Annotated in this window: 12 protein-coding genes; 4 read left to right on the top strand and 8 right to left on the bottom strand. The window is 29.9% G+C overall.

The features are described 5' to 3' along the window. The first annotated feature begins 93 nt into the window (after positions 1 to 93). From LACAL_RS07045 to LACAL_RS07060, 4 genes are all read left to right on the top strand, one after another. Positions 94 to 2,262 (top strand): histidine kinase, encoded by a 2,169-nt coding sequence (locus LACAL_RS07045; RefSeq protein ID WP_013870030.1) that lies wholly within the window; start codon positions 94 to 96, stop codon positions 2,260 to 2,262. Positions 2,263 to 2,515: 253 nt separating this feature from the next. Continuing rightward, positions 2,516 to 2,743 (top strand): hypothetical protein, encoded by a 228-nt coding sequence (locus LACAL_RS15300; RefSeq protein ID WP_148256129.1) that lies wholly within the window; start codon positions 2,516 to 2,518, stop codon positions 2,741 to 2,743. Positions 2,744 to 2,814: 71 nt separating this feature from the next. Further along, entirely contained in the window at positions 2,815 to 3,552 is a 738-nt protein-coding gene (locus tag LACAL_RS07055) for a LytTR family DNA-binding domain-containing protein (protein ID WP_013870032.1), read from the top strand. A 1-nt stretch (position 3,553) separates the two neighbouring features. Further along, positions 3,554 to 4,066, top strand: a complete 513-nt coding sequence (locus LACAL_RS07060) for a gamma carbonic anhydrase family protein (RefSeq protein ID WP_013870033.1) — start codon at positions 3,554 to 3,556, stop codon at positions 4,064 to 4,066. Between the two features lie 172 nt (positions 4,067 to 4,238). On the opposite strand, the gene murI is transcribed toward LACAL_RS07060, so the two are convergent. From murI to LACAL_RS07100, 8 genes are all read right to left on the bottom strand, one after another. Then, complete coding sequence (gene murI / locus LACAL_RS07065; RefSeq protein ID WP_013870034.1) at positions 4,239 to 5,021, bottom strand: glutamate racemase; 783 nt, start codon at positions 5,019 to 5,021, stop codon at positions 4,239 to 4,241. 75 nt (positions 5,022 to 5,096) lie between these two features. Next, entirely contained in the window at positions 5,097 to 5,597 is a 501-nt protein-coding gene (locus tag LACAL_RS07070) for an OmpH family outer membrane protein (protein ID WP_013870035.1), read from the bottom strand. A 30-nt stretch (positions 5,598 to 5,627) separates the two neighbouring features. Continuing rightward, positions 5,628 to 6,623 (bottom strand): OmpH family outer membrane protein, encoded by a 996-nt coding sequence (locus LACAL_RS07075; protein ID WP_013870036.1) that lies wholly within the window; start codon positions 6,621 to 6,623, stop codon positions 5,628 to 5,630. Positions 6,624 to 6,857: 234 nt separating this feature from the next. After that, positions 6,858 to 9,470 carry an outer membrane protein assembly factor gene (locus LACAL_RS07080; protein ID WP_013870037.1) on the bottom strand — a complete coding sequence of 871 codons (2,613 nt, stop codon included), beginning with the start codon at positions 9,468 to 9,470 and terminating at the stop codon, positions 6,858 to 6,860. Continuing rightward, positions 9,442 to 10,125, bottom strand: a complete 684-nt coding sequence (locus LACAL_RS07085; RefSeq protein WP_049791546.1) for an isoprenyl transferase — start codon at positions 10,123 to 10,125, stop codon at positions 9,442 to 9,444. Before LACAL_RS07085 ends, LACAL_RS07080 begins: the two co-directional genes overlap by 29 nt. Before the next feature lie 55 nt (positions 10,126 to 10,180). Further along, positions 10,181 to 10,873, bottom strand: coding sequence for a DUF6089 family protein (locus tag LACAL_RS07090; RefSeq protein WP_013870039.1), 693 nt, complete (start codon positions 10,871 to 10,873; stop codon positions 10,181 to 10,183). A 141-nt stretch (positions 10,874 to 11,014) separates the two neighbouring features. Then, positions 11,015 to 11,890 carry an NAD kinase gene (locus tag LACAL_RS07095; protein ID WP_013870040.1) on the bottom strand — a complete coding sequence of 292 codons (876 nt, stop codon included), beginning with the start codon at positions 11,888 to 11,890 and terminating at the stop codon, positions 11,015 to 11,017. 4 nt (positions 11,891 to 11,894) lie between these two features. Then, positions 11,895 to 12,554, bottom strand: coding sequence for a CBS domain-containing protein (locus tag LACAL_RS07100; protein ID WP_013870041.1), 660 nt, complete (start codon positions 12,552 to 12,554; stop codon positions 11,895 to 11,897). Positions 12,555 to 12,640: the final 86 nt, after the last annotated feature.

Raw genomic sequence — 12,640 nt, forward strand, 5'->3', positions numbered from 1 at the left:
AAAGGCAAATTAGTACCTTGTGTAACCTTATTTTAAAATTTATAGTTTTATTATGCGATTAAAAGTGTGTAAGTTTATGTTTTACAATCTCAAATGATAAAATATATACAAGGCATTGTTTTTTTGTTAAGCTTAATTTTAAGCCCGTTTGCTGTTGCCCAAACTAAAAGCAGTGATGCTTTTACAAATAAAAGTCAACAGTTTACTATAAGAGGTACCGTTAAAGAAAGTGATACAAAACGTCCTATTAAAAATGTAAGTATTCAAGTTAATGGAGGTAAATATACTTTTACAAATACAGAAGGCGCATTTAGGGTAGAAGCAAAAATTGGTGATGAACTTATAGTAAATCATAAAGATTTTCATACCATATATTATACAATTGAGAGAGACGAAAATATAGATGTAGAAGTAGAGCCTAACATTAATAGTGTTCAGTCTAAAAAATACAGAAAGAACACAACGTTTGGAAGTCTTATAGATTCAGCTAAATTTTATAAAAGAAAATCTGCCGAAAAAAGTATTCAGTTTGTAAGTGAAAGTATAAAAAATAGCACATCGGCAAAAGAAAACGCCGAAGCTTTTGAAACACTTGGTGATATAAATATGTACTGGAAGCAGTATGATTTAGCTATTTCAAATTATAAAATAAGCTTAAATAGTGATCAAAACAATGGCGTAAAACTAAAGCTTGCAAATGCATATAAGGCAAATAAAGAATACCAAAATAGTTTATTGGTTATACAAGGTTTAAAATTAAGTGACTTATCTAATTATCAAACTGTAGCATATTACGAAGCTTTAGGAGATACAAATAGAGCATTAAAAAAATACAATAGCTCTATAGAGTTCTATAAAACAGGATTAGAAGTAGCAAAACAGTATTTAATAAGCTCGAAAATAACAGATTTAAATTCAAAACTTGCACAAACATATAATGATAATGGAGCAAAAACAGAAGCAAAATCTTACTACCAGAATGCATTGTCTCTTGCGGCTAAAGAAAATAAATCTCGAGCTATAAAAGAAAAAATTAAAGTAGCAGATTTTAATAACTCTAATGCAGAATATGAGGAAGAGATTGTTTTAAGAAAAGAAGCTATACCACAAATAGAAGCTATAGAAACCGATTCTTTAATAGAAAATGAAAGCGATATTACAGTACAAAAACAAAATTATAAAATAGGAACTGCCTATTACCTTCAAAAAGACTATAATAAAGCCATTCCTTTTTTAGAAAAAAGTGTAGAAGAAGCCAGCAAAAGAAAAGATTTAGTAGTAGAAAAAGACGGAAACCGAAAGCTTTACGAAGTTTATAAAAGCGCAGGTGATTTTGAAAAAGCCCGAATTGCTTTTGATGAGTATGCAAAATCTTTAGAAAAACTATACATAGAAAAAGAACAGCAAATAACACAAATAGCGCGTTTTAACAAAAATATAGCCGAAAAACAAAACCGTATTATATCTTTAGAAAACGATAGAGAATTATCGCAAAGCAAATACCAATTAACAACAGAGCGAAATAAAAATCAAAAAATTATAATTTACTCACTAGTAGGTGGTTTGCTATTATTATCACTTGTAGCATACTTAATGTATAAATCTATAAAACAGCAAAAACTAGCAAATAATTTATTAGCATTAAAATCCTTACGAAGTCAAATGAATCCGCATTTTATATTCAATGCGTTAAACTCGGTAAATGGTTTTATAGCAATAAACGATGAGCGTACAGCAAACAAATATTTAAGTGATTTTTCTAAATTAATGCGTGCAGTATTAGAAAATAGCGAAGAAGATTTTATACCACTACAAAAAGAAATAGAACTTATAGAATTATATACAAAATTAGAACACTCTAGGTTTAAAAATAAATTTGACTATAATATAACAGTAGACAAAGCCATAAACTTAGACCACTATAAAATACCACCAATGCTGCTTCAGCCCTATATAGAAAATGCTGTATGGCATGGTTTACGTTATAAAGAAACAAAAGGTGTATTAGATATATCTATAACAAAAACGGGAGCAAATCAAATTACTATTTCAATAATAGATAATGGTATAGGGCGTGAAAAATCAAAAGCCTTAAAAACAGCGAATCAAAAAAAGCAAAATTCAAAAGGTATGGGTAACATAAAAAAAAGAGTTTTTATATTAAACAATATGTATAAAGATAAAGTAGATGTTTTTATAGATAATTTTAAAAATACTGGCGATACAGGAACTAAAGTTGTTGTTACTTTAAAACGCGATTGATTTGAGAATATTTGTAATTATATTAATCACGATTTTTTTATTTTCATGTAAAGTTCACAAAAGGACTCCTGAGAATAAACACAGTCTAAAAGAAAGGTATAATTTCCTTCTTAAACGTGAAGAAATAGGAGAAAACCCTTTAGTAATAGTTAATGATTCATTTACTAGCTATAGTTCGATAGATTTATTAAAATACAGAAACATTAATTTTAAAGAGATAAGGTCTTTAAAAAAAGGTTCAAATTTTTATATAATGAAATTTGGAACCCAAGCTAAAGATGGAGTATTGGTAATTAACAATTCATCTTTTTTAGATTTAGACTCTGAAACGTTTTATTTAATAAATGGAAATGTAGTTGATAGTTTTAATAGAAAAAGTTTTAATACAAAGAGAATAAAAAGTTTACAAAGAGTTGGACCAATTAAAGATCTCAATAATAAGTATATTATTCTGTATACTATGATTTTAAAGGACAAATAAAGATGAAGCTTGTTAAAATAATTTCTTTTAGTTATGTAACTACAGACAAATAAAAATTTTTAATTTAAACCATGAAACTAACCTCAATAATAGTAGAAGACGAAGAAACCAGCAGAGAAATTTTAAAAAACTATCTCAGTAAGTACTGTCCAAATGTTCAAGTCGTTGGCGAGGCATCAAATATTAATGATGGTTTGTCACTTATAAGAAACCATACCTTAGACCTAGTATTTTTAGATGTCGAAATGCCTTACGGTAATGCGTTCGATTTATTAGACAAAGTAGGCAATCGCCAATTCGAGACCATATTTGTAACAGCATACAACCATTATGCAATAGATGCATTAAATGCACATGCCTCTTACTATTTAATGAAACCCATAGCAATAGACGATTTAATAAAAGCAGTAGATTACGTTACAAAAATAAAAACCAAAGAAAACGCCTTACAAGATCAAGTTTTAGTACCCAAGGCACCAAAAAACATAGAAGGTAAAATAACACTACCACAACAAGACGGTTTCGAAATTATAAACACAAAAGATATACTATATTGTAAGGCAGACGATAATTATACAGAAATTTACCTAACCAACAATAAACGTAAAATAGTAAGTAAAACACTAAAATACATAGAAGAAGCCTTAGGCGATATAAACTTTGCGAGAGTACATAAAAGCTACTTAGTAAATGTAAACGAAATTATAAAATACGTAAAAGGAAAAGGTGGAAGCCTTATATTAACCAACGGAAAAGAAATTATAGTATCACCATCAAAAAAAGCACAATTACTCTCTTATTTTAAATAATATGCCAATAATAAAACCCGTAAACAACAAAGCACCACAATTACCAGACGATTGTTACATAGCAGAAAATGCAACAATTGTGGGAGATGTAACCGTAGGCAAACAATGCAGTATATGGTTTAATGCCGTACTTCGAGGCGATGTACATTATATAAAAATAGGAAATAAAGTAAACATTCAAGATGGAGCAGTAGTACACTGCACCTATCAAAAACACCCAACAAACATAGGCAACAACGTGTCAATAGGCCACAATGCAATAGTACACGGTTGTACAATTCATGACAATGTATTAATAGGCATGGGAAGCATAGTAATGGATAATTGTATAATAGAAAGCAATAGTATAGTAGCCGCAGGAGCAGTAGTTACACAAAACACCGTAGTAGAATCAGGAAGTATTTACGCAGGAGTACCAGCAAAAAAGGTAAAAGATATAAGTAAAGCCTTAATAAACGGAGAGATAAACCGTATTGCAGAAAACTATGTAAAATATTCCTCATGGTTTAAATAACCTTTGGGCATTCCTTTTTACAATAAAAAAATTGTAAAAAGTCGGGCTATCCACTATATCTTTTTGCAAAAAAAAGCAAAAAGGATGCCGTTACTATCCCTAATGCGGGCAAACCAATGTATATTAATTGTAGTTAAAAACAGGAGTTATTACAACACAGTAACAACAAACTTTAAAAATCTAGATGTTTAACATTAAAATTGCCACCTAAAAGCGATTGCATAACAGCCGTATTTTTAATGTTAATGTAAAAATCATTGTTAGGTTTTTTACCAATCGAGTTTAATAAATTATATTGTTCTAAAACGGACTTAGTTTGTTTAGCCACAGCCAACCCAGAATCTATAATTTTCACATGTTTAGGTAAAAGGTTTAAAAGTATAGGCATTAAATAAGGATAATGAGTACAACCCAAAACTAAATAATCAATATTTTCAGCAAGCATAGGTTGTAAATACTTTTTAAGTAAAAACTCCATTTTAGGCGTATGTAAATCACCATTTTCAATTAGTTGTACAATACCTTCTCCAACTTGTTCAATAACCTTAATGCCATTAGTATATAAATCTGTAGTTTTATGAAATAAAGCACTTGAAAGCGTGCCTTTAGTAGCAAGAATACCAATAGCTTTAGTTTGCGTTTGTAAGGCAGCAGGTTTTATAGCAGGTTCAATACCAATAAACGGAATTTTATAAGTATTCCTTAAAATGTCTATAGCGTTAGTAGTAGCAGTATTACAAGCAATAACAATAATTTTACAATTATTGTCTATTAAAAATTCTGTGTTTTTTATAGACAAATCAATAATCTCGTTTTTAGTTTTAGAGCCATAAGGAGCATATTTACTATCAGCTAAATAAATAGTACTCTCATTTGGTAACAGCGCATGTATTTCTTTAAAAATAGAAGTACCGCCAACACCAGAATCAAATATGCCAATAGAGTTTTTTTGCATTGTAAAATTATATCAATAAAAATACAAAAGCCGCCTTAAAAAGGCGGCTTTTGTTATAATAATATTTTGTAAAAATTAGATACCTAATTCTTTCTTTACATCTGCAAGTAAATCTTTACCATTAGCTGTAATTAAAGTAGCCCTATCTAAAACATATTCAAAACCTTGAGCTTTCGCTACTTTATTAATAGCCTCAATAGCTTTCTTTTGTATAGGCTCTAATAAAGCAATTTCCTTTTTTTGTAATTCTTGTTGTGCATTAGCAGCAAACTGTTGGATACTTTGTTGGTCTGTTTGTACTTCAATTAAACGCTTTTCGTTTTCTTCTTGCGTTTTCCCAGTAGCTTCAGATTCGTATCTTTTCATTTTACTAGTATACTCTTTACGCATAGCAGCTAAATCTGCTTCATAAGTTTTTCCTACTTTTTCCATTTCTGCTTGAGCAGTTTTCATTTCTGGCATTAATGAGATTAACTCGTTTACATTAATATGCGCAACTTTAGATTGAGCATTAGTAAAACTTGTTGCTCCAATAAATAATGCTGCTGCAATAAGTAGTGTTTTAAATTGTTTCATTTTTAAAATAGTATTTGTGTGTTATAGTTATTAATTGTTTTCGTCTTGATTTTCGTCGTCTGTGGCACTTTCTTTTTCTTCTTTTGCTTTCTTACGATCCTCTAAGATTTTCTTTCTTTTTTCTTCTAATTCTTTTTTCCTAGCAGCTCTATCTGCTAATTTTTTTTGTCTGCGCTCTTCTAAAATTTGTTCTCTAGTTTTAGGCTCTTCTTCTTGAGTGCTTTTATTTAATTCACCTTCATTAGGCGTTTCTTCTTCAGTATTTTTAGCTTTGTTGTTTCTTTCGTCTAATTTTGCTTGTCTTGCAGCCTCTCTTTCTGCTAATATTTTAGCTCTTTTTTCTGCTGCTGCTGCTTTACGTTCTTCAACTAATTTTTTTCTTGCTGCTTTTTTCTCATCAAGTAAACGTTGTCTTTCGTCTTTACCTTCATTAATTTCTACAACAACATCTTCATCTTTTGCTTCTTTTTTGTCTTTTCTAGACTTTAGTTGCTTACGTTTAGATGCTCTGGTTATAGTTCTTAAAACTTGTTCACTCATATCAAAACGTTCTGCAGAGTACAACATAACAACATCTGCAGATTTATCAAAAACAAAATCGTATTTTTTTGCTTTTGCAATATCTTGTACCGCTTGAAAAATTTGATCTTGTACAGGTTGCATTAATTGTCTTTTTTGGATCATTAAATCTCCATTTGGACCAAAACGTTTTTGCTGGTAATCTAATATTTCTTTTTCTTCAAAAGTTATGTCTTCTTCGCGTTCTTCAATTAGTTCTTTTGTTAGTAAGGCTTTTTCTGTATTTAGTGCTTCACGTTTGTCTTTTATAGTATTTAATCTTCCATCTATTTCAGATTTCCATTTTTGTACTTTAGTTTCTAATTGCGAAGTTGCCTCGGCATATTCTGGAACATTTTGCAAAATATATTCTGTATCTATATAACCAATTCTAACACCACGTTGTGCATTAGCATTCCATGCGGTTACAGATAGTATTGTCAATAAAAAAAGAACTTTAAATTTCATCTGTTTAGTTTTTACATTCATAACTTATAAACTCAAAAAATGACAGATGATTGTCTTGATTCTGTCTTATATTTTGAATTTATAGTTTCAAAATAACGAATTTTAATTTTAAAAATTTTAATTCTTGAATCAAATTCACAATCATCACATTGAAAATATCGTGCCAAAAATAAAAATTTAAAAGAATTCTATATACTAAATAGCCTTTAATTCTAGAATTAAAGGCTATTATTTTTAAAATTGTTGCCCAATTATAAAGTGGGTTTCCCAACCATTTTTTTGTGTTTGTCCTGGTAAAGGATCAAATCCATGACCAAAATCTATACCTAATAATCCAAAGGCTGGCATAAATATTCTAACTCCTAAACCTGCAGATCTTTTAAGGTTAAATGGATTGTAGTCTCTAAAATTATCATAAGATGCTCCTGTATCTAAAAAGCCTAATGCATATATTTTAGCACTTTGTTTTAATGTTATTGGGTATCTTAACTCTAATGAGAACTTGTTATAAATTGTACCACCATCACCAGATGATAATGCTTGGTTTGGGTAACCTCTTAAAGCAACTGCTTCTCTACCATCAAGACTGTAACTTCCTAAACCATCACCTCCTAAAAAGAAGCGTTCAAAAGGAATAATTCCTCTGTCTTGATTGTATGCACCTAAGAAACCAAATTCTATATTAGATTTAAATACAAACTTGTCTATTAACTTAGTGTACCATTCACCTTTAAACTTTATTTTATAGAATTCAAGCCATTTAAAACGTTCTTGGTCTATTTCAGAAATTCTATCATTTGCAACTGCTACTTGTCCTGTTGTGCTTGTTTCGTCTGTAAGTATGTCTAATTTAGCATCACGTTCTTCACTTAAAGCTTCATAATCTTCTCCATTAAATAATGAATATGGAAGAGAGAATTTGGCTGTAATATTAAAGTTAGATCCTCCAGTTGGGAAAATAGGGTCGTTAAATGTGTTATTTCTGCTTAAACCTACTGTATAAGATAGGTTATTAGAGTAACCATCACCAAATGTAAATAAACCTGTGTTATAATTTTTTAAGTTATAATGTTGGAAACTTAAAGCTTGAGATAGTGTAAAGTAATCATCTGGTACAGATAGTCTTTTTGCTAAACCAAATGTTATACCTGTAATGTTAAAACGTCTGTCTTTATCTGCATTTCCTGTTGTTGCATCATAAAGAAATTGTTTAGTATGTGATAAAGATGTTGAAAACTGTACTGGTTTTTTACCTCCTAACCAAGGTTCTGAAAAAGAGAAACTATAAGTTTGATAAAACCTACTAGCTTGTAATCTTAATGCTAATTTTTGTCCATCTCCAGTTGGTATTGGTTTATAGGCATCACCATTAAATAAATCTTTAATAGAAAAGTTGTTAAAAGACAATCCTAAGGTACCAATAAAGCCTCCACCACCATAACCACCTTGTAACTCAATTTGGCTTGAACCGGCTTCAACTACAGAGTATTCCATATCTATAGTACCATCTTCTGGGTTTGGATTGTTAAAATTTGGTGTTATTTGTTCTGCATCAAAAAATCCTAGTTGACTAAGTTCACGAACAGTTCGTACAACATTTGCTTTACTGTATAATTCACCTGGTCTTGTTCTAATTTCTCTATAGACAACGTGATCGTTAGTTTTTTCGTTTCCAACTACACTTACTTTATCAAAGTAAACTGGTTTACCTTCGGTAATTCTAATTTCCATATCGATAACGTTATTTTCTGCACTTATTTCTACTGGATTAATTGTAGAAAATAAATAACCGTTATCTTGATATAGGTTAGTAATATCATTACCATCTGGTTTTGTTTCATCAGCAATACGTTTTGCTAATTCTACACCGTTATAAGTATCTCCTTTTTCTATTCTAAGAACTCTTTTTAAATACTCGTCAGAATATACTGTGTTACCAACAAATGTAATATCTCCAAAACTGTATTTTTCGCCTTCTTCAATTTTAATATTTAAGGCTACATTTTTTTTGTCAATTACAGACATTGTATCTGCAACTATTCTTGCATCTCTATATCCTACAGATTTATATTTGTTTATTATGCTTTCTAAATCTTCTTTATAATCTGCTTCAATAAATTTTGATCTTTTTAAAACACGAAGAAAGTTTTTTTGTTTCGTATTTTTCATGGCTTTTCTAAGCTTTTTGTCGCTTATAACCGTATTACCTTCAAATGATATATCTTTAACTTTTACCTTTTCGCCACGGTCTACATATAGTAGCATGTTAACTCTAGCTTTCTCTATAGAGTCTTGAACTTCAACTGTGTTTATAGACACTTTTGTGTTTAAAAAACCAGCTTTACGGTTTTTGTTTTGTATGTAGTTTTTTGTTGTTGTTATAAGGTTTTCTGTGACTTTTACACCTTTTTGTAGATTGTTTTCTTTAATTAAAGCTTCTTTTTTACTGTTTTTTACACCTTCAATTTTTAAGGTGTTTAGTTCTGGTAAGTCAGATAGTCTTATTTCTAGGTAAGCAGCACCATCTTCAACTTTTATTAAGTAAACTTCTATATCACTAAATAGGTTTGAAGTCCATAGTTTTTTTACAGCATTACTAATTTCCTCTCCAGGAATTGAAATATCTGCTCCTTTTCGTAAGCCAGAATATGTAACAATAGTTTGTTCACTAAAACTAGTGTTTCCTTTTACTGTAATATCTGCAATTGTATAGGTTTTACTATTTGCGTAAGATAGGTCTTGTGCTTGTGTAAAAAAACTAGCCATAAAAAAGGCTATAATCAAGGTGTACTGTAGAATTGTTTTCAATTGTAATTGTTTAGCTAATTTGTTCACTTGTTTTTCCAAAGCGTCTTTCTCTTTTTTGATATTCTATGATAGCATCACACAAGTGTTGCTTTGTAAAGTCTGGCCATAGTGAATTAGTAAAATATAATTCGGCATAGGCTATTTGCCATAACAAAAAATTACTTATACGTTGTTCTCCGCTAGTTCTAATTAGCAAGTCTACATCTGGTAAATTTTGCGTGTAAAGATGCTCATTAATAATCGATTCGTCAATATTTTCGGCAGAAATTATATTATTTTTAACTTTAAGACTTATTTCTTTAATGGCATTTAGCATTTCGGCACGTGAGCCATAGCTTAAAGCAAGAGTTAAAGTCATGCGAGTATTGTTTTTTGTTTTCTCTATAACTTCTTTTAACTCTTTTAAAACTTTTTTTGGTAAGTTGTGTAAGTCACCAATTGCATTTAGTGTTATATTGTTTTCTTGTAATGTGCTTATTTCTTTTTTTAAAGAAGAAACTAAAAGCTTCATTAAAGTGTCTACTTCTAATTTAGGACGGTTCCAGTTTTCTGTAGAAAAGGCATAAAGTGTTAAGTTTTCTATACCAATTTCTGTGGCTGCTTCTACAGTTTCTCTTACAGATTTAGTGCCATTTTCATGGCCAATAGCTCTAATGAGTCCTTTTTGTTTTGCCCAACGACCATTACCATCCATAATTATGGCAATGTGTTTGGGTAATTTTTTTGTATTTATTTTTGATGTATCCACTTTATTCTGGGCAAAAGCATGGGTTACGGCCAAAGGTATACGTTAAAGTAATACCAGTAAACATATACCAGTCATTATTATTAACATTACCAAAGCTTACTGATGAGTCTTCGTCTCCATAATCTGGAACGCTACCATCTAGTTCGTCTGAAAATGTATATCTAGCGCCAATTTCTAAGGCTAATATAAAATTTGTTGAAACAGATGCTTTATAACCTAGTGCCATTGGAATGCCAAAAGCAAAGCTAGAGGTGTCTTCTGGTGTTAATTCTCCTTGGTTATTAAAAAAGAAATTATCATGTTTAGCAACACTTACTCCAGTATAAAGGTATGGCGTTGAAACAAAACCTCCGCTATGTAAATCGAAAGGGAGAAAGGTATATTCCATACCTAAAGACAGTTCTATTATATCGTTAGTAAATTCTAAACCTCTAATTTGTCTGCTTGGATCGTCAGAATCTGTGTCGATTCCCTCAAGCTCTGTGTACATTAAGGAGATTCTATAAGAATGTCTTGGACTCCTGTTCCATTTATATAAAGCTCCAATAGCAGGTTTTTTTGGTGCGATATAGTTTGTAGCACCAACATCACCAATAAAATTACTGCCACCAATAAAAATACCAAACTCGTTAATTTGAGCAGTACTAATTTGTGTGCTAAAAAAGACTATTATTAAAAGTGTTAAATACCTCATGAACCTTCAAAGTTTGCAAATATAATAAATAAGATTAGCCTACAATAATTTAGGCTAATTTGTTACAGTTTAAAACAGTAATTACTTTGAAATATTGTAAAAAACTTTATTTCTCTTTGAGATTAATGTTAATTTTAGGTATTAATTTCTTTTGTCTTCTCCCCAAAGTAGTTTTTTACGAAGTGTAGTTAAAAAGCTTTCGGTATTTAACTCTATCATATTAATGGTAAATGGCGATTTTTTAATTGTTATTATAGTATCGTTAGATAACGTTGCAATTCTAGAATCTAATGATACTAAATAGTTGTCTTCACGGCCGCTTACTTTTAATTCTATTACTGTAGAGTCTTCTATAACTAAAGGTCTTGCACTTAAATTATGAGGTGCTATAGGTGTGAGTACAAAACTTGTTGTGTCTGGCGTTATAACAGGACCAGCGCAACTTAAAGAATAGCCTGTAGAACCTGTAGGTGTAGAGATTATTAATCCATCGCTCCAATAAGATGTTAAAAACTCACCGTTTAATTTAGTGTCTACAGTAATCATTGAAGTCGTATTTTTTCGACTAATTGCAATTTCATTAAGAGCAAAATTTACATTTTTTATTTCGTTATTTTCGGGTGTAGTTTCAATTGAAAGTAAAGTGCGTTTACTAAGTGTGTATGCTTTATTTTTTATTTGCTGTATTGCTTCTTTAATATTTTCGGGTTGTATTGTTGCCAAGAAACCAAGGCGTCCAGTGTTTATACCTATTACGGGTATGTTTAAGTCTTTTATATATGTAACAGCTCTTAAAATGGTTCCATCTCCACCAATACTTACAAAAAGGTCAAAACTTTTGTCTAACTTATTAAAAGTTTTGTAGGCATCAGGATTTAGAAGTTTGTTTTTTATATTGTTAAAAAATTCAATTTCTAAAAAAAGTGTTGCCTCAAGTTTTAAAAGTTCGGTAGTTAAAATTTCTAAAGAATCTTTAGATTGTTTTTTTGGGTATTGACTATAGATTGCTACTTTCATGCAATTACATATTTAAATATTTGTTTAAATAATCTGATCGTTCTTTTAAGCCAATTAAATATTTATCGTCTTCATAATTAGATAAAACATTATAACTGTAGCGTCTAAAAGATTGCATGATTTCATTTAAATCTGCATCACCAACTTTTATGGTTATTTGAGCAACATCATTTTCGATTTTAGAAATAAAAGCACCTAAAAGTTTTCCGTTATTAGACTCTACAATTTGGCTTACTTCGCTAAACGAATAATCTTGTAAACTTTTCTCTATTATAAGTATAGAGCCAGGTTCAGAGAAAAAAGGTGTTTCGTTAAAAAGACCAATTACATCATTTAATTCATAATAACCTAAATAAACATTTTTATTACTAAGTACAGGCATTATGTTAGTAGAGTTTTGTGCAAAGGCTTCTAAAATGTCAAGCCAATTGGTGTCTTCTCTAACAAAAAAACCTTCAGCAGAATAACTATAATCTTTAATTAGTTTTTCACTTTCAAAACAGTGAGCATCATTTTCAGACATGCATCCTAAGTAAATATTGTCTTCATTTTTAATAGGAATATGAGAGTAAGTTAGTTGGTTAAATAGCAATTGAATTTCGCTAACTTTATCTGTTATAGAAAGAGGTTTTATGTCGTTAATTATATAATTTAAAAGATTCATTCTTCTTATTTCAATTTTATGCAAAATAATTAAAAAATAGTTCAAAACCGCAGTTCTACTTCGTATTTTTGTTTTTTAAAAGTCTA

Source organism: Lacinutrix sp. 5H-3-7-4, from assembly GCF_000211855.2.
GTDB lineage: Bacteria > Bacteroidota > Bacteroidia > Flavobacteriales > Flavobacteriaceae > Lacinutrix.